We start from the raw sequence: 18,497 nt of genomic DNA, 5'->3' as shown, positions 1-18,497 counted from the left end.
AGAGCCCGTGTCAACGACCCTTTTGAGGCGTTCCGGTCATGGCTGCGTATCCTTCAGGATTTTCAGAACATAGGCGCGCGTTGTATCCGTATGCTCCGCGCCGCGTATGCAGGAAAGCCCCTGGTAGAGTCCCACCGTTTCCAGGCGCAGGTCCATATCCTGTCCATCCAGATCCTCCCGGGTGGGTGGGGGATAATTGGAGGCGGGACCGCTCAGGGACTTCATCCGCATGGTATCCATGTTGAACAGGCAGCTTTGCATGCCATTGGTGAATATCAAGCTGCCCTGGCGTTGTTTTTCCTCCGGCCGCAGCCTGTAAATGGTGATGGCGCTTTCCCCGCCGGGATTGATCAGGATGGCGGGGAAAACATGCTTGTTCCCGCCTTTCTCCCGGACGGTCAGGTCAAAGTCGCATTCTCCGAAAAACCTGTTGGTGACACGGGAGGAGATATGGACCTCCACGGGCACTTCCTGCGGCAGGGGAACAAGGGTGGCAGCAGACAGCGCGGACCCCGGCGGGAGTTCCGGAACCGGGAAGGGTACGGTGATGATGTCAATAACGCAACTGATGACGCCGATCAGCACGAACAGCAGGATGCCCTTGTTCCGGAGCTGGACGGGAAGCAACTTCCGGGATTCCCCCGGATAAAGCTTGCTGGCGGATTTGTCCTGCTGCAGGCAGTATTCGGTCAGGCGTGAAATGACGGCCAGGGCGCAGGCCATGGCTGCCAGCCATGCAAGCGTGAAGGCCAGGTCCTCCACCATGGGACCCGTGGTGAAAAAGCTGAATAACCAGATGATGAAGGCCGTCAGCAGGAGAAAGACGACCAGGAAGGCCATGCAGCCGAAGGGCGCCGTGGAGACGGGAATCCAGCGCCTGCCGCGCTTGCCGCAGGCGCGCAGAATGAGGATGGCAATAAAAAAAGCAACAATTGCCAGCGTAGAATAAAAATGTTGAAACAGGTAATCGAGCATGGCATGCGGGGAAAACTTGGATAGTAGCTGGTCGGGGACCGATTTCATGCCAGTTTCCGAAAAAATATCCGGAAACAAGCCGTTTTTACATGATGAAATGATAGGCGTCGAATTTTGGAGCTCTTTATCATTTTAGCCTTTTTTCACCCTTGCTTGCAAGATTTTTCATTTCCTTGTTTCCCGCTATTTGAATTTAATATGCCGGAAAAGAATTATTCTACAATTGAATATGGAGGAAAAGCCGGTTCCATCATCTTCCAGAGAGGAAACAGGGCGCAGGGCTAGCGGAAGAAAAGGGTGTTGCGGAATTGCGGGTTACAAAACAACGGGAAACGGCACAAAGGAGTTTCCCATCCCCGTGAAGCCGAAAAGTGATTCATATCCCCGTCCCGGAGTTCTGTACCGTCTCCGTTCCGGCTCCTCCTTGGGGGGACGGATTGCCAGGGGAGCCTTTTCTTCGGGTCCAGCTCACTTTTATTGAAAGATAAATGATAACGGGAAGAAAAGTTTTAAACTTGTTGGCAATGAGTGTTTTTTATCTTGATGTGGAGTTTTGGCGCAGGTGATTTCTGAACCAAAAGTTTATCTTGTTGTTCCGTTTTATTCCCTGGGGGAAAGGTGATTGAGGGCCGGATTATATTCAAAAGAAAAGGAAGCTGACTTTATGAGGGCACTTGCAGAAATATCGGGAAAAATGTTCCTCTGTCGCGCTAATATAAGACCGGAAAATGAATAAAATGGAATTTAAAACTTTATTTCAAACATTTCTAAGAAAGTGCAAATAAATTCGTTAAAGATGATAGGGGAAAGTTTATCTGGGGATTAAACGGGAAGCCGGTTTTTTCCATAATTATCCGGGCGCGGAGAAGAAATTGAATGGAGAAAATAAAGTTCATGGATGAGGAAACAGGCCGATTCCTTTCCCGAATTTATTTTTCTCTTCCGGATGATGAAGGGAACTATCGTTCCTGTTATTACGGTGTTCTTTTTAAGCCGGCACGGAAGGCCTCTTGGACTGGAGAAAAAGCAGTCATGGGTTGCATCCGCCTTCTCTTTTTTCATGTTCTTCCGCCCCTGCCGTGCCATTCAGCCTGTTTCCTGCCGGGATTTTTCTTTTTCAAGAAGTTGTACATACCTTATGGAAACAGCGTGAATGCCGCAGTTGCGGTCAATTATGCAATCTCCTTCCCGCGTATTTGCCTTGAGCCGGAAAAGGGGTTGGGCTAGTGGCTGGCCGAGTGTTTTACCTGGCCGGGAGAAGTTCCGGGTAGGCTGAATTCCTCTCTGTTATGGAAAATGGAGAAAAAGGTGCTGCCAGAAAAAAGCTATCCCTGTACCGGGTCCGCCAGCACTTTTTTGAGCTTCGCAAAGCGGGGCAGGGAGCATTCCTTCTGCATGGCCGTTTCTCCCTGGATGAGGGGCAGAACGTAGTCGATGAACGGCTGTTCAACTCCATTGCCGCGGGTATTGATCCATTCACGGGGGACGAGTTTTTCCACGTTGGCCACGTCTCCCAGGCTGGTCAATTTGGTCTTGCAGGAGTAGATGCCGTTTTCCGTGCTCCGTTCGAAGGCGACCATCTTGTCCGTCTGGCCGGAAACGGCCGCTTCCACGGCGGCTTTCCCCGCCATGTAGGCTTCATCAATGTCCGTTTTGGAGGCCACGTGGGAGGCGCAGCGCTGGAGGAGGGAAAGTTCAATGCTCCTGACCTTGGCCCCGGTCTGCCGCTTGACGGATTCCGCCAGCATGGCGCCCAGTCCGCCCAGCTGCGTATGGCCGAAGACGTCCCTGTCCCCGGATTCCGCGACAAAGCGGCCGTCCGCATATTGCACCCCTTCCGAGACGGCGACCATGCAGCTCCCGTTACGCTTGTAAATCCGGTCCACATCCTGCCAGAATTCTTCCATGCGGAAGGGGACTTCCGGCAGGTAAACCAGGTCCGGTCCGGCGCCCGCATAAGTGGCCAGGGCGGCGGAACCGGCCAGCCATCCGGCGTGACGGCCCATGATTTCCACGATGGTGACACGCCCTTTGTCGTACACGCGGAGATCCTGGTGCACCTCCATGCAGGAGGTGGCGATGAATTTGGCGGCGGAACCGAAGCCGGGGCAGTGGTCCGTGCCGTAAAGGTCGTTGTCAATGGTCTTGGGGATTCCGATCACGCGGCATTCATAGCCGGATTGCTGCATGAATTTGGATATCTTGTTGCAGGTATCCATGGAATCATTGCCGCCGTTGTAGAAAAAGTAACGTACATCGTACTTCCGGAACACCTCCAGCAGGCGGCGGTAGTCCGTATCATCCACGGCGGGATCCGCCATCCGGTAGCGGCAGGAGCCCAGGGCAGAGGCCGGGGTGTATTTCAGCAATTCCAGTTCCTCCGGGTCTTCCTGCGCCATATCGAACAGGCGTTCCTTCAGCACTCCTTCAATCCCGTTGGCGGCTCCCAGCACGCGGGTGACCGGTTCGCATTGCAGGGCCGTCTGGATGGCCCCCAGCGCGCTGGCATTGATGACGGCGGTGGGGCCGCCGGACTGGCCGATGATGCATGCTCCTTTCAATGGCTTCATGGGGGAAATGGTGGATGGGAGAGTTCTGTGGAGCCCCGTTCCGCAGCGTGGGGGCCGGGGGATGAAATCAGAGTCGAACCTATCTGGAGCCCGGAGGGATGTCAAACATTATTGGTCTGCCGGAGGGACTCCCGCAGCCCGGGCGGAAGAGAGGGAAACGCCGGGCATCCGCTATTCGGTTTTCATGCTTTTCCGGGATGGCGGCCAGGTGTTCTCCCAAGGCGGGCGCCGCCGGTGGTCCGGTGGGTTTTGTGTGCGGAAGAGGCATGCGGAAATCCGTGCTGTACAGCCTGGGGCTTATTACCAGGGCACAGATGGCGTTTACGCGCCTTTTTATGCCCATGGCGTCCCTTGTTTCTTCCGGGAAAGCGTATTTATGCGGACGGCGGCGTGTGGCGCACGGAGACGGACTGCCCGGGGTAGATTTCCGGGATGACGGAGATGCTCTTGATGTTTTTGCCCGCAGTCAGGGCACGGAGCATCCGGATGAGCTTGTGAACCGTTTTTGTCTGGTTCTCCTCGTAATAAGTGATGGTGGGCAGCAGGCGCTCCATGAAGGGTTCATACGTCAGGCTGATCAGGCTGAGCTGGTCCGGAATGCTTAAAGAGCGGGCTTCCACCCAGGAAAGGAGGGGAACGATTTGGTTGCCCCGCGTAGCTACCAGGGCGGACATGTCCGGATGTTCCTTGAACGCTTTGGCGAGGTATTCAAAGAAAAGGGGCGTCTCAAACGGGGTGGGAATCAGCACGGGGTTCCAGCCCTTTTCCGCAAAGCTGAAAAAGCCCTTCTGCATTAACTGGTGGCCCTTCAACGGGTCCGGGGGAGGCACAGGCCGACGGTCCGGTGCCCCTTGTTCCAGAGGTGCTGCGCCGCATGGTGCGTGGTGGCCGCCCAATGGCGGTCCAGATAGGGCAGGTTGCTGCTCTGGTAGGAAGTGCCGCGCACGATGCAGGGAATGCCGTGTGTCTTGAACCAGAGCTGGGTCTGTTCCGAGGAGCGGTGGAGTATCCAGCAGACGCATTCGGATTTGGTCACCAGCTTGGCGAGACGCTTGTCCGGGTTGTTGCCTAAAATCCAGGGAGCTTCAAAAATGCGGACGCTGATGCCGTCTTCCTCCAGAATCTTGGAGATGGTGTACACCTCCGCCAGCACGCTTTGCGCCAGCCTCTTGAGGGGCTGGGGCGTCAGAAAGCCGATAATGCCCCTTTTTCCTGAACAGGATGGGAGGGGATGGTTTTTCCCGCTCCTTCCTCCGTAGTTTTCAGGATGCGCCGCGGAACCTTGATGCGCGCGGGAGCGATCCATGCCTCCCTCTCCAGAAGAGCCAGAGCCTTTCTGACGGTTTCCCTTCCTACGGACAATCTGTGCCCGAGCTCCCGTTCGCCGGGCAGGATGTTGACCAGGCTGCCGCTGAGGATCATCTGTTTGATTTTATTGGCTACGGTTTCAACCAATGAAGATGCGGGCAACGAAGTCATACTCTTTTATATACGTACTGCCTTGCGTGAATTCGAGTCAATTGTAGGGATTGGTTCCGCAGCCAAATTCAGCGTGAATGTCCTTGTTGCGGTAAGTTGTTGGAATTCTGTAATCTAGATAAAAATATGAGTCCCTGGTCTTTTTTAATGTCGGAAAGTGGAGAAATCATGGGTAAAGGATATATTATTATCAATGGATTACATGTTTCCCGCGTTCGCAGGTGAGTGGTTTGTGATTATTTTATAAAATATTCATAATAAACATCTTGGTTTATCTTTTCTGTCAAGCGGTGTCATTTTTTCATGTCGGTTGGCTCCGCATGCGGCGTGCCTTCCTCCGGGGAAGTGGCAGGAGGCATGCACGTATCAGCATGGATGATTCCTGTCTCTTTTCCGGTGCTAAATCTGCTCAATGAAAGTGAATACCATACCGGGCGCGGCTTATGCGCTGACATGTACGGCAGCATGCTCTGTCCAGGCTCTTCTCTCCGATGCTTCTTGCCTGACTGTTCTGGAAACGGAAAACTCCGGACAGTATATCTTTGTGGCCCCTACGGATGCGGTGGAGGTGTCCGACGAACATGCACTGGTAACACAGACTTTTAAAGTAGCCGCTCTGGGATTGGCTGCCCAGGGCGGCATTCGGCTGGGAGAAGATGCCGTTTTGAAAAATCTGACGGCGGAGGCGTCCACCTTTTCCGGAACCGTCAATGCCAACGGCGGTATCAATGCCGTATCCGCGCTTGCGGCCGGAGCCTCCACAACCGGCCTCAACGCGGGCAGCCACGCCGTCATGTCCGTTCTGAGGAATGTGTACCATCTGGACCACGCGAACGGAACCGTTACCACCCTGGAGGGAAGCAACGTCAAGATGGAGCGTTCCTTGGCGGACTGGTGCGGGCTGTCCTGGGCGGGCACGCTGACGGCGCACAAATGCGTCCTGGTCAAGTCTGCCGTCACCAATACCAATTACGGAGGAGCCATCAGCCCTGCCGGAACCGGCAGCTATGCGCTGGTGATGTCTCTGCTTTCCGGTGTGAATTTGGCCGCGACTCAAACTAAATTCGGCTGGACCGGGTATTCCGGAACCGTCACCGCCACAACGGTGGAGAATATTCCCGGACCGCTTTTTTATGTGGATGCAGCCAGCAGAAAAGTAGTGGCCAGGTCCGGAGACGGACAGGTTGTAACGGAGCTTTCCTGGGCTGCCTTGAGCCTGGACTGGGTATCCCGGCTTGATTTGATTGCGGTTCCCTCTTCATCCGGTACCTGCAGTATTTATCTGGCCCGGCATACGGGGATAAGCTCCGGGCACGGGAACCACTACAATTTCAACCGCCGTCATCTTAATCCACAAGCTTATTACCTGGGGGAAGTTTCTCTGGGGCTCGTCAGCAATGACGTCCACTACGCTATTATAGATACTTGCTCCGCAGAGATGGCCATGTTCAGGGTAAGCGTCATCCAAGGGATTAATCCGGCTGACTATCTTAAAATAGAAACAATTTAACATGAAAGAATTACAATTTTATTTCCCGCGACCCGGCAAGTGGGATGAATTCACGTTGACTGCCGTTTTCCCGGATATGGCGGGGTTTGTTCAGAATCAGCGCTACAGGCACCGGGAGCTGACGCCGGAACAGTTGCAGGCTTTTTCCGAAGTAGTGTCCGCCCTTACCGTTCTGTCTGACGAATGGAAGGCCGTTCAGGCATGGGCGAGGCTGGATATGTGCATGACCGGCACATCCACGGAGGGTAGCGAAGACATGGTCAAAACAGTGGAAGCGGTTACCCTGACCGTGGAAGCTGTCAATGGCCGGGGAGCCCGTAAACTGTTCACCAACGCAAATTATCCAGAATTTACAATTCCGGAAGCGGGGGCGGTGGCATTTTTCAAACATTTTACGGATAGCCGTCAATAGCAGGCAGCCCATCCGTTATCGTTCAAGGGGGGATGCCCAAAGGCGGGAGCTTTCCGTTTTACGCCAATAGGCATGGATGCTCCGAATGGAGCAGGCGTCGCTGCATGCAGCTCATTTTTTAACCGCACAACGAGAGATTCAGCACGTCCGGATTCGCCATATTCGTCAGGAGCATGGACCATCTCTTTTTCTTATTCATTGCAATTCCCTATACAATTATGAATATTCCAATTAAACGATTATTCGTCAACGTGTTCCATAACATCTGCGAAGGCTCCGGAACGGAGCTTCTCCACCAGATCTGCGTCTGGCGCAAGATGGGACTGGAAGTGCCACACGTTTCTTCCAGGGATTGCCTGGGCACTCTTAACGAATTTTGTGAAATCATACCGCATGCCTGAATCCATTTCCATTCTTCCTGCTCTCATTAAACTGGGTGGATTTCAATATTGCGCCAACCATGGCAACATAGGAGATTTGCTTATTGACATCGCCACGCGGCAGTTTTTCCGTCGCCATCATCTGCCGGCGCAGGAAAAACCTCATCGGCATGTGGTGTATGGCGGTGGCGGAAGGTTCGTGTCCTTTTACGGTTCTCTGGATGAGCAGAAAGAGGAACTGACGGCCCGCTCAGTGGAACGGTGCATTATCCTTCCGCACAGCTTTTATCAGGTAGATTCTCTTATTCGTTCCTTTGATGAAAGGCACCTGGTCTTTTGCCGGGAACAGCGTTCCCTGGATTATTGCCTTTCGCTCAATGATCGGGCGCAATTTCTCCCGGCGGACGACATGGCTCTTTACTTCTGCCCTAATTCCTTGCCGTCTTTTATCCTGGAAGAAAAGGGAACTCCCGCTTGTCCGGAACCATGGGCGGTTTCCCTCCTGGAAAAAATCCGGGAATCCGTGCAGGAATCTTCTTTCTGCGCATTCCGCGAAAATTACTGGCAGCAGGGGGCTTTTCTGCCGCGCCGGGGCAAGGAGAGCGCTCTGCCTGCGGAATTGATCCTGGGACGTGATATTTCCGATCTTTGGAATGGCTGGGGTGACGGTTCTGCCGAGCAGGCTTTTCTAATAGGGGGCCTTCTCTCTATTCTGAAGGAATTGGACATCGTCATTTCAGACCGCCTGCACATCTGCATTGCAGGTCTGCTTGCCGGATGCCGGGTATACTTCCTGGACAACAACTACGGAAAACTTTCCGGAGTTTATCGTCAATCCCTGTCCGATCATCCAAGAGCGAATCTCCTTCCTCACTCTGAACTTTCCGTACTTTTTCCCGAGATATTTTCCCTTGTCCGCGAATAGTCTGTTTCCGTCCATAAGCTCCTCTCCAGGGAAAAGGCATGGGCAGGAGATGTGATTCAACCTATGCAGTGGAGTAGCGAATATTGTGATGAGGAACTTACTCTCGTCTATTACAATTATCGTCATTACAATTCAGCTGACGGCAGGTGGATCAATAGAGATCCTATTGCTGAAAAGATAGGGAATAATGTTTATAGAATGATTCTCAATAATCCGGTCAAGCTTGTTGATTTACTTGGTTTAATAGAAAGAGGTCCATTTGATGGAAAACATCCTACTGTCAAATCGTGTTCCTTTGGAGAGTGTTGTCAAGAGAATATAAAAAGATTTTTCCAATGGTTCACGGCATCCAAAACACGTCGTGAAAGAGATTTTACAGATTATTGGAGAAAGTATGGTACAAAAGAATCATGGGATAATCATCGTACGGAATTTTTGAAAGCTAGGTTAAATGCAGTGAACTGCACTAAGATTATTTCTATAAAATAATTAATTCATTACGATACATCCTGAATTGGAAGTAGTACGTGAATGGATAGACGAAGTGGCGTTGCTTACTGGTCCTGGACCATTTCAAGTTCTAATTTCGGATTCTGGGCCTGTGCAAGAACCGGTTGGCAGTGGATGGGATGCATTTTGGGAAGGTGCATTAGCAGGAGCGCTAGCTGCTTTCATTGGTGGACAATTGGGGCCTCAAATTGCATTACCGGAGGAAATCGGTACTGTCCCAATTGGTGCTATTGTAGGAGGAGTTATGGCTTTATAATAAAAAGAATTAATTAATGGCAAAGATTGAAAAAAACATGATTGAAGCTCTCCTTGCACGGCCAACAAGCAAGCAGGTACTGGCCTTTGAAGGAGTCTTTTTGGAAGATTTAAATGATTATGTGAAATGGGCAATTGATTCTTTACATAATTCCCTGGGCGAAGAAATGGACGAAGCCCTGCTTTTGTTGAGTTCGCATTTTGGAGAGCTTTCAATTAATTATTTTGAGTTGCAGGACGATCTCCGAGCATTTGCCTCAGCCGCCAGAATAATTCCTCCAAAAGGCAAGGATGCCGTTAGGCTTTATTGTCTTGGATGTCTTCAAGATGTTGTCTGTGGTTTGAAAGGAGGAGTAGAATCTGAAAAAGACATGCTTCAGCATTTATCAGATTTACTTGGAAACTATACAGGGGTGGATGAATTTGGATTGATTCCGGAAATGGAATACCATTGGTGGCATCTTCAACAAGGAGAATCCCATGACGATATTGTAGGAGATTTTTGCAGGGAAGCAGAAAGACTAGTTCATTTGTTGCATGTAAAATTACATCGCGAGGGCGAATATTGGAAAATTACAGTAGAATAATTTTTAATATAAAGTATGTAATTACTGATGATTTTATTTATAGATATAGTGTTCCGGAAAAAGTTTCAGAAATTATATCTATATAAACACACGAGTGTTTCTTCTGGAAATTATTGCTTTCAGTTTTCTGCTTCTTAACCGAGAGCTGTTAACTGATAAAAGAAAACCCTGAAAGGATTAAGCTTTCAGGGTTTATTTATTGGTACCGCCGGTGGGACTCGAACCCACACTCTTTTGGAACTCGATTTTGAGTCGAGCGCGTCTACCATTCCGCCACGACGGCACGTGAAGTGGAAGAATTAAGCGGCAAGAGGGCTGTGGAGTCAAGAATTTCCTGTGGAATGTGGGAAGCCTGCCGAAAAAACGGAGGGAATCCACAGTGGATTCCCTCCGGAATGTTTCCGAATGGGAAGAACGTTTAGAACGAGTAGCGCACGGTAGCGTTAACGCTCTGGTTGGTCATGTGTTCCCTCTGTTCCAGATGGTAGAAGGCTCCGGCGCTCCAGGCGCTGGAAATGACCCAGTTCAGCCCCGCATGGACAATCAGGGCGTGGCGTCCCGGATGGACGCCGTCTACCCGGAAGGGCGTGCCGAAGGCGTCCGTTTTCACGGAAGCGTTGCGGCGGGAGACGTCTCCGGCGTAGGCAACCGTCATCTGCGGCAGCAGGTACTGGCCCCTGCCGACGGCGATCTGCTTCTGCCAGGTGACGCCGGCGGGGATGCTCCAGTTCTGCACGGAGCCGTCCTGGTACCAGGCGGTGCCGGAACCGGAACGCTCCCGAAGGAACCCTGGGAGCCGTGCAGGAATTCAATGCCTGCGAAGGGTTTCAGCACATCCGTGCTGCTCAGGCGGATGTTCCAGGTTCCCTTCAGGCCGAAGCCGTACACGTCATCGTTCCAGGAGGCGGTGGCGGGTCTGCCGCCCAGCGTGCCGTCCGCATCGTTGTCCATGCGGCCGTAGGTGAAGTAGCCGTCAATGTCCACGCTGTTTCCACGGAGCAGGTCGCGGTGGTAACGCTGGTAGAGGGCCAGCATCAGGCCGTCCTGGTCTGCCTTGAACTGCTTGTCCGCGGAGTGGAAGGAACCGAAGGTCTGGCCGAAGGCCGCGCCGGATATCCAGTTTTTCGTCCAGGCGTAGTCCATGCCCACGGCATAGCCGCCGCCCTTGTAGTCAAAGCCGGAGGCTCCCGTGGCGGAGGAGACGTTCATGAAGTCCCCCAGCCCGGAGAACCAGATGTTGCGCGCTCCCGGTCCGCGGAAATCCAGTTGGGAAGCCGCCGTATGGGCGAAGCTGTCCACCACCCGGACGGAGGACCACAGCGTGTTGGCGATGCGGGAGGCTTCCTCTCCGCGCAGGGCCTTCACGGCGTTGATGTTGACCTTGCCGCTGAAAATCAGGTGCAGGCCGTCGTCGGAAACCGTGAAGCCGGTATCCGTGACCAGGTCCGTGCGGCCCTTCAGCGTGGGGTCGATGCCGGTGAGGTCCCACAGGGATCCGTCCGGATCAATGACCGTATCGGGGTCCAGGTTGACCAGGGAGAGGGAGAAGCTTTGTTCCTTGCTGAAAAGCAGGTTGTCTCCAATGACCACATTGACGTGCGCTCCATCCACATGGTAGGAGGAAGAGACGTTCATTTGGGAATAGGTGTCCGCTCCGGTATGGGCGGCGTCCGCCGCCGCCGTTCCGTTCACGATGAACGTGAGTTCCTGCACTCCCCCCACGCGTTCAGGCCGCCTTCATAGTTGTGGTAGCCTGCGGAGGAGCCGGAGCCGATCACGATTTCACTGCCGTAATAGGTAACCTCTCCCTTGAAGGCGCCGGAACCGGAGACGGTAGAACCGCTGTTGGTTTCCACGCCGGATAGAACGGTGGAGCCGTTCAGCACCAGATGCCCCGGATTAGCCGGATGGGCGAATGCCTCACCCAGGCGGATGCTCCCGCCTTCCACGCCCAGACTGGCGTCCCAGCCGTCCAGAACGAGGGTGGCGTTGTTGCTGATGACGACGTTTTCCGCCGCATAGGAACCCCTGGCGACAACCTTCACATCCTGTGCCGTGACGTTGAGGTTCGCGAAGGCGCCTCCGTCGGCGGCGGAGGCGCTGTAGCCTGCCGTGCCGGAGTGTTCCCAGTTCAGGGTCTGTTCCTTTTCATCCTTGCCCGCCAGCGTCAGTTGTCCGGAAACGCCGCTGACGGCTCCGGAGGAAATGACGGCGTCCGACTGGCTCAAGTCAGCCTCCCCGCCTTCCAGCACGATGCCGTGCTCAGGCAGGTTTTCCCCGATGATGACCTTGGAGCCTTCCCCCACATGGATGCTTTCTCCGGGGTTGACGACGATGGGGGCGCCTTCACCCAGGAATACCTGGCCCTGGAGGCGGTAGCTCATGCGGTAGTTTTCCAGTTGGAAGTTGTCCACCCTGGCTCCGTACATGGCGGTGATGCCGTTCTTGATCTGGTCCAGCGTGACGACCCAGGCGGAATCCGTGGCGTTGAGCACCGTGGCGCCTACCGTGGCGTTTTGCGCCAGGTCCAGAGTTACGTTCAGGCCGTCAAAGCCCACTTCCAGGGCCGTTCCCGCCGCATTCTGCACCAGGGTCCCGTTGAGCAGCGTCATGCCTTCCGCAATGGTGAGCGTGCCGCTGCCGGAGATGGAGCCCTGGTTGTTGACGACGGCCCCGTCACGGAGTATCTGGGAGTTCCCGGTCAAGGTGACGGCAGAGCCGTGGCCCACGTTGACCCGGTTGAACAGGCCGGCAGTTTTTTCCGTGGAGATGGTCCAGTTCGCTTCGTTGTCCGCACTGCCCACGTTGAGCGTGACGGAGGAATGGTGGGTGGCCGTATCGGACTTGCTGGTGTTGACGGTTGTCCTCACCGTATAGTCAAACAGTCCCGGAGCGGCGTCCGTTCCGGACAGCAGCGTAATGGTATCCACGGAGCCTTCCGCTCCGGAGCCGCCCAGTTCCCAGATGCCGCTGATGGAAGCTCCGGCGTGGACGGTGACGTTGTCCGCCGTGTTTTCCGTGGAGAAGCCGGAACCCGTATTGGACCCGCTGTACAGGGCATACCCCGTTGCTTCGTCCCCCGTCGCCGTTGCTTCAATGACGCCGGTGGAACCGATGGTCGTCGTGATGCCGGCTCCTCCCATCAGGGCCGCCGCCGTGCTGCCGGCAGTTGCCGCTCTGACGGTTCCGTTGATAGTGCCGGTGGTCAGGGAGAATTCCGCCAGCAGCCCGTAGGCTTCCGCAGCTCCCGTGGAGGAGGCGGAGATGAAACCGCTGATGTTTCCCACGGACAGGGAGCCCGTGGAACGTGCCCCGGCGGCCGTTCCGGCCATGGCTTCCGCCCGGATGGAGCCGCCCACATTGCCGATGGTAATATTGGAATGGGTCTGGTAACCCCCTTCTTCTCCGGCGAAGAGGCCGTAGGCGTCCATGCCGTTGGTCGTGGCGGTAACGCTTCCCGTTGCTCCCATGTCGCCCAGCGTGATGTTTTCCCTGGCTTCAATGCCGATGGCGGAAAAGTCCTCGCTTTCATCATTGGAGCCGGAGGCTGCGGTGATTTGACCGTCCAGCCGGGTAATGTTCACCTGCCCGTAGTTGGACTGGATGCCTCTGGCTCCGTAGCCGCCGGCCGTCGCCGCGGAAATGCTGCCGGTGGAGGAAAAGGTGCCGATGTTGACGTCCTTGTAGCGCGGGCCCTGGTAGTCCATGGTATTTCCGTAGGCATACAGTCCCCTCGCATAGTTTCCTGTTCCCAGGTCCACGGAGATTTTGCCGGCCATCGTTCCAATGTCCAGGCGCCCCTGATAGGCGTAAATGCCATTGGAGGAGAAATTGGCCGTGATGGAGATGAGGGCGTCTTCCGTGATCGTTCCGATGGAGAGTATTTTCCCGTAGCTCCGGATGCCGGTGGCATTCGTTCTGGCTGCGGAGATGTTGAATGTTCCTGCTAGGGTGCCGATGTCCACATTGACTCCGGAGGAGGTGTCAATGCCGAAGGCGTTGTTTGCCGTGGAGGAGACGTTGAATACGGCATCCCCGGCAATCGCGCCAATGCTGAGGGTGCCTGATTTTCCCCAGATTCCGCGCACGTTGCTGGAGCCTGTCACGTTGAATGTGGCGGAGACCGTTCCCAGGGCCGCATCTGAGGCGGTTCTGGCTACAGTGGCGTCATAAGCGCCGGCCAGGTCTTCCCTGGCAGTATCCTGGGCATGGACCGTTCCCAGCATGCCGAGGCAGGCCAGGGTCATAGCCACAGCCTGCATCCGGTGCCTGGCGTGGCACGGTGTTTTTTCAGGAGTGTTGAACATTCCGGACTTCAAGGAGGCCGGACCATCATAGTCTGCTCCGTTCAAGCGGAGCGTGTTGGATGAATGCATGTGTATGGTCTGAATGCCGGAATACTCGCCGGCGGTTCATAAAATACTTCGGGGCTGGCGATCTGGCTCATTGCAGGTTTTTAAGCCGTGCAATATACAGTGGCGGTACCGCTCCGGATTCACACCGGATTCCCCATCTATTTCCTGCCCGTACCACGGGCTTCCCGGAAGCGCCTCCGGTTGGTGAGGGAGGCATGGCATGCCTAACATATCCTCCGGACCCTGTCAATTGGAACTTTTTCTTGCGTTTGGCTCCCTGTTTCGTATTGCCATGAAGGACGGCCATGCTATCATGGCGCCCCGGATGTTCGTTATTGTATTTGGCATATGTATGAAGCGTTAACGAACTCTCCTTCACATGCGCCGGGCATCGTCCGGGGAAGGAAACTGACGGAGAAGTGCCGTGACCCGTGGGTAGATATTATCCGTGTGCTGGCCATGTTGCTTATCATGATCCAGCATACTCCCGCTTCTCATGGCTTCACTGTGTATGCAACACGTGCGGGCGTATTTTTCTTTTTCATGGCGGCGGGTTACTTCCTGGCCCGGAAGTATGGGGGCAGCCCGGCCCCGGTGCCCTGGCTTAACTGGAGAAAAGCGTTTCTGATTCTGTGTGCCTATTTGTTTTGGATTTTCGTTTCCATGGCCTTGTTCGGGTTTCCCGCGGACATTGTAAAATGGATGATCGGTCTGGGAATAGGGCGCCCTCCTTTGGGAACTGTTTTATGGTTTTTGCGGGATTTAATGGTGTTTGTGCTGGTTTCAGGAGCGTTATTCCGGATGCCGCGGGCCTGTCTGCTCATTCTGTCCATGGCCTCCCTGGTGCTTTTCAGTACGAGCAATTCCCTTTACTTGTCCTTCGAATACATGGACAAGGTTTTCTGCGTTATCCATCCCAGGGGTTTTGGAGCATTTGCCCTTGGCATGTTTTTGTGCCGTTATTCCCTTGAAGAGTTGAAGAATGCAGTCGGTAAAGCGTGGCTGTACGTGCTGATGGTGTTTCCCGTTATTTTTATATGGGAAATGTACAGCACCGTTCAGGAGTCTGCGTTATCCTTGTGCATGGGCGTGCTGTGGCTGGCATCCTGCGCCTTCTTGATGATGCGGTATTTTCCGGGAATCTCCTCTTTCTGCGCCCGTTTGGCTCCCTCCGTCTTTTTTGTATATGCCGCGCATGCCCTGGTTTATGAGGGCATGCTCAGGCTCGGTTTTCCAAGGGGAAGCTTCTGGATATGGGGAATGGCCGTACCCCTTGTTTTTCTGGCTCTGAGCGGACTGTACTTTTTACTGGCGCGGATGTGTCCGGCAGTGTTGAAGTATATTGCGCTGAAGAATTGACCGTCTGCTATTTTTTTACGGTTACGGGAAGCCCCGCAACCATGAAGTAAACTTCGTCCGCGCTTTTGGCTAGAAGCTGGTTGGCGATGCCAAGCCCGTCGCAGTAGTGGCGCGTTTCCGCGTCCGCCTGGCTGATGCCCATGCCGGTTTCAGAGGAGACCAGAACCCAGGGCACGGGGGATTGGGGGATAAGTTCCTTCAAGGCCTCTATTTCCTCAATCAGCGCTTCCTGGAATGGTTCGTAGTCCGTAGGGTCCTTCTGGGCGTACAGGGTATTGGAGGTGAGCAGGGTTACGCATTCCAGAATGACGCCGTCCACCTGATCCAGCAGGCCGGATTCCCGGACGGCGGCGGCCACATGGCGGGGGCATTCCAGCGTAAGCCAGCTTGCCGGGCGCCGTTCCCGGTGCTTGCGCACGCGGTATTCCATGGATCCGGCTCCGGGCCACACCTCCGCCGTGGCGACGTACAGGATTTTTTTCCCGAATCCGGCGGCTATCTGTTCGGCGTATTGGCTTTTGCCGCTTCTGATGCCGCCCAGGACGAGCGTCATGCGTGCGGGATTGGCGTCAGTGTTTGGAGATGTAGCGTTCATGGGATTCCAGCATGGCCTGGTGGGAGTTCAGAAAGTCGTCCAGGCTGAAGACTTCCAGAGTGATGAGGGGGAGAAACGGATGTCCCACATGGGGTGGAGGATGGCGTCCAGCGTGGCGGCGGCCATGTGGTGCAGGGATTTGTGGTCCCGTTTTTCCAGCCCGTGCAGGTGGCACATGCGTATGTCCGGCAGCCAGAGCGGCAGCAGTTCTTCCGGCCGCAGGCCTTCCTTCCAGACATGGCCTATGTCAAAGCAGCGGGAATGGGGCGTGGCGGAGACCAGCTTGTCCAGGTAGTCGGTCGGGTGGCGTTCCAGGTTTTCCAGGGCCAGGCATTCCGGAGCGGGCAGATGGGGCGTGATTTGCTCCAGGCTGCGGAGGATGCGTTCCGTTTCACGCTCCGTAAGATGGGGGCGCATGTCCGGGCCGGGAATGTGGTCCGTAACCACGTGCATGACCCACGTGTGGGGCTCCAGTTCCCGGGTCAGGTCAATGGCGCGGATGATGTTTTCCGTGTAGCGGCGCCCTGATTCCTCCGTGGCGAAGCCGCCGTCCGTGGGCAGGTGGACGTTCCACTTGACCCCGGCGTCCGCGGCGATTCCGGCCAGCTCCCGGATTTCCGCCGGGGTAATGAGTCCCTCCCCGTGCTCTCCGGCTTCCAGCAGGAGCAGGGCGATGTCATCCGCGTAATGGACGCATTCCCTGATGGCGGGGACGTAGTAGTCCGGGATGATGAAGGAGGTGCAGCCGATGTTGAGGCCCGGAACGCGGCATTTGTGCGGAGTTTTCATAAGGTGCAGAAGGTGAGCAGGACGAGCCATTCCGTGCATTCCACGGTGCAGCCGAACACGTCCCCGGTGACGCCTCCCAGGCGGCGGCGGGCATACAGGAGCAGGGCCGTGGAACCGGCCAGGGCCGTGAGCAGGGCGTACAGCCCGTGCCATCCTGCCAGCGCGCAGGCAGCCAGGGTGACGGCGGCGGCTATCAGGTCGTGGACGGGGCGCGTCCCTTGCTTGAAGGCTTCCCCATGCCGCCGGGGCGCGCGCCCGGAAAGCGCATGGCGATGAAGATCTGGCTGCGGGCCAGCAGCCCGGCCAGCGCGCACGCCGTGAGCAGCAGCTCCCATGAACCGCAGGCCGCCAGCGCCGCCAGCGCGGCGCCCTTGAAGGCCAGGTTAAAGAACAGGGCCGTGCCGCCGAAGGTGCCCAGGCGGGAGTCTTTCATGATTTCCAGCCTGCGTTCCCTCGGCACTTCCACGGGCAGTCCGTCCCCGCAGTCCGCCACTCCGTCCAGATGCAGGCCGCCCGTGATGGCTACCCAGCAGGCGCAGCCGATGACGCCGCAGACCAGCGAGGGGAAGAGCAGGGTGGCCGCCCAGGTCAGGCCGCCTGCCAGCCCTCCCACGACGAGACCGACCAGCGGGAGCCATGCGGAGATGCCGTTCAGGTCGTTTTGCAGCGGCCACGGGCCTACGGGCAGCCGGGTCAGGAAGCCGAAGGCGGAGCGGATGGTGGTAATGACGGCCATGGCGCAGGGAAAGGAGGAGTTAGCGCGGAACGGTGATGTCCAGTTCCGGCAGGGTTTTCATTTCAGACAGCACGCGCGTGGCGGCGTCCAGCAGAGGAAAGAACAGGGCCGCCCCCGTGCCTTCCCCCAGGCAGAGGCCCAGGTCCATGTACATGGTGACGCCGATGTGGTCCATGATGAGCTTGTGCCCCGGTTCCGCGGAGTTGTGGGAACCGATGAAGTACTGAGCCGCTTCCGGGCGTATGCCCTGGGCGATGGCTGCCGCCGCCCCGGCAATGAAGCCGTCAATGACGATGGGGACGCGCAGGGAGGCCGCGCCCAGCATCAGTCCGGCCATGGCCCCTATTTCCGGTCCTCCTACCTTCGCCAGCACGTCGATGGCGTCGGAAGGGTCGGGGTTGTTCAGGGCGATTCCCTGTTCGATGAGCTCTATTTTTTTACGGATGACTTCCCCCTTGACGCCGGAGCCGCGCCCCGTCACGGTTTCCACCGGGGTTCCCGTGAGCACGGCCACGATGGCGGAAGAGGGCGTGGTATTGCCGATGCCCATTTCTCCGGCTGCCACGATGTCCAGCCCCCTGGCTTTTTCCTCCCGGGCCATGTCGATTCCCACTTGCAGGCATTCCAGCGCCTGTTCCCTTGTCATGGCCGGGCCCCTGCTGAAATCGTTGGCTCCGTGCATAACTTTTCTTTTCACCAGCCCCGGCAGGTCGCCGAAGTCGTAATTCACGCCCACGTCCACCACGGAGAGGCGGGCTCCCGCGTTGCGCGTGAAGGCGTTGATGGTGCCGCCGCCTTGAAGGAAATTGCGGGTCTGGATGTAAGTGACGTCCGTGGACGTCAGGCTGAGGCCGTGGTCGGCAATGTGGTGGTCCGCGGCGAAGAGGACCACGGCTTTGTCCTTCAGGCGCGGCGCGGGATTGCCGGTCATGGCGGCAATCTGGATGGCTACGGGTTCCAGCTTCCCCAGCGCGAGGGGGGCTTGGCCAGTATTTTCTGATGTTCCAGGGCGGTTTTGGCGGCCTGTTCGTCCAGCGGGGGAATATGCAGTTTGTTCATG

The 18,497-nt window shown here is 55.9% G+C and carries 20 protein-coding genes, 1 tRNA gene, 1 pseudogene and 1 riboswitch; of the genes and pseudogenes, 9 read left to right on the top strand and 13 right to left on the bottom strand.

Annotated elements, in window-relative coordinates:
• Positions 1–36: 36 nt before the first annotated feature.
• On the bottom strand, positions 37–1,023 hold the full coding sequence (locus tag PVA48_RS00485; RefSeq protein ID WP_146018126.1) for a hypothetical protein: 987 nt from the start codon (positions 1,021–1,023) through the stop codon (positions 37–39).
• Positions 1,024–1,851: 828 nt separating this feature from the next.
• On the opposite strand from PVA48_RS00485, the gene PVA48_RS00480 reads away from it, so the two are divergent.
• Positions 1,852–2,202 (top strand): hypothetical protein, encoded by a 351-nt coding sequence (locus tag PVA48_RS00480; protein ID WP_102749504.1) that lies wholly within the window; start codon positions 1,852–1,854, stop codon positions 2,200–2,202.
• A gap of 98 nt (positions 2,203–2,300) precedes the next feature.
• Here PVA48_RS00480 and PVA48_RS00475 read toward each other — a convergent pair whose 3' ends face one another.
• The 4 genes from PVA48_RS00475 to PVA48_RS00460 all read right to left on the bottom strand — a co-directional run bounded on the left by PVA48_RS00475 (position 2,301) and on the right by PVA48_RS00460 (position 5,024).
• Positions 2,301–3,545, bottom strand: a complete 1,245-nt coding sequence (locus tag PVA48_RS00475) for a 6-phosphofructokinase (protein WP_102727032.1) — start codon at positions 3,543–3,545, stop codon at positions 2,301–2,303.
• A gap of 374 nt (positions 3,546–3,919) precedes the next feature.
• Positions 3,920–4,339, bottom strand: a complete 420-nt coding sequence (locus PVA48_RS00470) for a substrate-binding domain-containing protein (protein WP_423232063.1) — start codon at positions 4,337–4,339, stop codon at positions 3,920–3,922.
• Between the two features lie 14 nt (positions 4,340–4,353).
• Positions 4,354–4,698, bottom strand: coding sequence for a hypothetical protein (locus PVA48_RS00465; protein WP_423232062.1), 345 nt, complete (start codon positions 4,696–4,698; stop codon positions 4,354–4,356).
• A 32-nt stretch (positions 4,699–4,730) separates the two neighbouring features.
• Positions 4,731–5,024: a GntR family transcriptional regulator gene (locus PVA48_RS00460; RefSeq protein ID WP_423232061.1), complete on the bottom strand. Its 294-nt coding sequence runs from the start codon at positions 5,022–5,024 to the stop codon at positions 4,731–4,733.
• A gap of 418 nt (positions 5,025–5,442) precedes the next feature.
• Here PVA48_RS00460 and PVA48_RS00455 point away from each other — a divergent pair, with 418 nt between their 5' ends.
• The 7 genes from PVA48_RS00455 (at position 5,443) to PVA48_RS00425 (ending at position 9,603) form a co-directional block, all read left to right on the top strand.
• Positions 5,443–6,534, top strand: coding sequence for a hypothetical protein (locus tag PVA48_RS00455; RefSeq protein ID WP_146021112.1), 1,092 nt, complete (start codon positions 5,443–5,445; stop codon positions 6,532–6,534).
• 1 nt (position 6,535) lies between these two features.
• Positions 6,536–6,946: a hypothetical protein gene (locus tag PVA48_RS00450; RefSeq protein WP_102727035.1), complete on the top strand. Its 411-nt coding sequence runs from the start codon at positions 6,536–6,538 to the stop codon at positions 6,944–6,946.
• A 218-nt stretch (positions 6,947–7,164) separates the two neighbouring features.
• Positions 7,165–7,347: a hypothetical protein gene (locus PVA48_RS00445; RefSeq protein WP_146021113.1), complete on the top strand. Its 183-nt coding sequence runs from the start codon at positions 7,165–7,167 to the stop codon at positions 7,345–7,347.
• A complete protein-coding gene (locus PVA48_RS00440; protein ID WP_102749503.1) occupies positions 7,340–8,251 on the top strand; it encodes a polysaccharide pyruvyl transferase family protein in 912 nt (303 codons plus the stop codon). The genes PVA48_RS00445 and PVA48_RS00440 overlap by 8 nt, the downstream gene beginning before the upstream one ends.
• A gap of 51 nt (positions 8,252–8,302) precedes the next feature.
• Complete coding sequence (locus PVA48_RS00435; protein ID WP_146018121.1) at positions 8,303–8,740, top strand: RHS repeat domain-containing protein; 438 nt, start codon at positions 8,303–8,305, stop codon at positions 8,738–8,740.
• A gap of 25 nt (positions 8,741–8,765) precedes the next feature.
• Positions 8,766–9,017, top strand: coding sequence for a hypothetical protein (locus PVA48_RS00430; RefSeq protein ID WP_146019265.1), 252 nt, complete (start codon positions 8,766–8,768; stop codon positions 9,015–9,017).
• Positions 9,018–9,033: 16 nt separating this feature from the next.
• A complete protein-coding gene (locus tag PVA48_RS00425; RefSeq protein WP_102727038.1) occupies positions 9,034–9,603 on the top strand; it encodes a hypothetical protein in 570 nt (189 codons plus the stop codon).
• A 200-nt stretch (positions 9,604–9,803) separates the two neighbouring features.
• Here the strand turns inward: PVA48_RS00425 and PVA48_RS00420 are convergent.
• The 4 genes from PVA48_RS00420 to PVA48_RS00405 form a co-directional block, all read right to left on the bottom strand.
• A tRNA-Leu gene (locus tag PVA48_RS00420) sits at positions 9,804–9,886 on the bottom strand.
• 135 nt (positions 9,887–10,021) lie between these two features.
• Positions 10,022–10,339, bottom strand: coding sequence for an autotransporter domain-containing protein (locus PVA48_RS00415; protein ID WP_423232060.1), 318 nt, complete (start codon positions 10,337–10,339; stop codon positions 10,022–10,024).
• Entirely contained in the window at positions 10,255–11,316 is a 1,062-nt protein-coding gene (locus tag PVA48_RS00410) for an autotransporter outer membrane beta-barrel domain-containing protein (protein ID WP_423232059.1), read from the bottom strand. Before PVA48_RS00410 ends, PVA48_RS00415 begins: the two co-directional genes overlap by 85 nt.
• Positions 11,292–13,979 carry a beta strand repeat-containing protein gene (locus PVA48_RS00405; RefSeq protein WP_423232058.1) on the bottom strand — a complete coding sequence of 896 codons (2,688 nt, stop codon included), beginning with the start codon at positions 13,977–13,979 and terminating at the stop codon, positions 11,292–11,294. Before PVA48_RS00405 ends, PVA48_RS00410 begins: the two co-directional genes overlap by 25 nt.
• A 35-nt stretch (positions 13,980–14,014) precedes the next feature.
• Positions 14,015–14,162: riboswitch (cobalamin riboswitch) on the bottom strand.
• 144 nt (positions 14,163–14,306) lie between these two features.
• Here PVA48_RS00405 and PVA48_RS00400 point away from each other — a divergent pair.
• On the top strand, positions 14,307–15,317 hold the full coding sequence (locus tag PVA48_RS00400) for an acyltransferase family protein (protein ID WP_102728313.1): 1,011 nt from the start codon (positions 14,307–14,309) through the stop codon (positions 15,315–15,317).
• 7 nt (positions 15,318–15,324) lie between these two features.
• Here PVA48_RS00400 and PVA48_RS00395 read toward each other — a convergent pair whose 3' ends face one another.
• The 4 genes and pseudogenes from PVA48_RS00395 to cobT form a co-directional block, all read right to left on the bottom strand.
• The gene (locus PVA48_RS00395; protein WP_102728314.1) at positions 15,325–15,912 is read right to left on the bottom strand and encodes a bifunctional adenosylcobinamide kinase/adenosylcobinamide-phosphate guanylyltransferase; all 588 of its coding nucleotides are present in this window, start codon (positions 15,910–15,912) and stop codon (positions 15,325–15,327) included.
• A gap of 27 nt (positions 15,913–15,939) precedes the next feature.
• A complete protein-coding gene (gene cbiR, locus PVA48_RS00390) occupies positions 15,940–16,701 on the bottom strand; it encodes a cobamide remodeling phosphodiesterase CbiR (RefSeq protein ID WP_423232057.1) in 762 nt (253 codons plus the stop codon).
• Positions 16,698–17,437, bottom strand: a pseudogene (cobS, locus tag PVA48_RS00385) (adenosylcobinamide-GDP ribazoletransferase). The gene cbiR and the pseudogene cobS overlap by 4 nt, the downstream one beginning before the upstream one ends.
• 19 nt (positions 17,438–17,456) lie before the next feature.
• Positions 17,457–18,368 carry a nicotinate-nucleotide--dimethylbenzimidazole phosphoribosyltransferase gene (gene cobT / locus PVA48_RS00380; RefSeq protein ID WP_423232056.1) on the bottom strand — a complete coding sequence of 304 codons (912 nt, stop codon included), beginning with the start codon at positions 18,366–18,368 and terminating at the stop codon, positions 17,457–17,459.
• Positions 18,369–18,497: the final 129 nt, after the last annotated feature.

Origin of the sequence: Akkermansia sp. JRP_AM1 (assembly GCF_049262625.1) — a bacterium.
GTDB classification, from domain to species: domain Bacteria; phylum Verrucomicrobiota; class Verrucomicrobiia; order Verrucomicrobiales; family Akkermansiaceae; genus Akkermansia; species Akkermansia massiliensis.
This window is presented reverse-complemented; position numbering and strand designations above follow the sequence as displayed.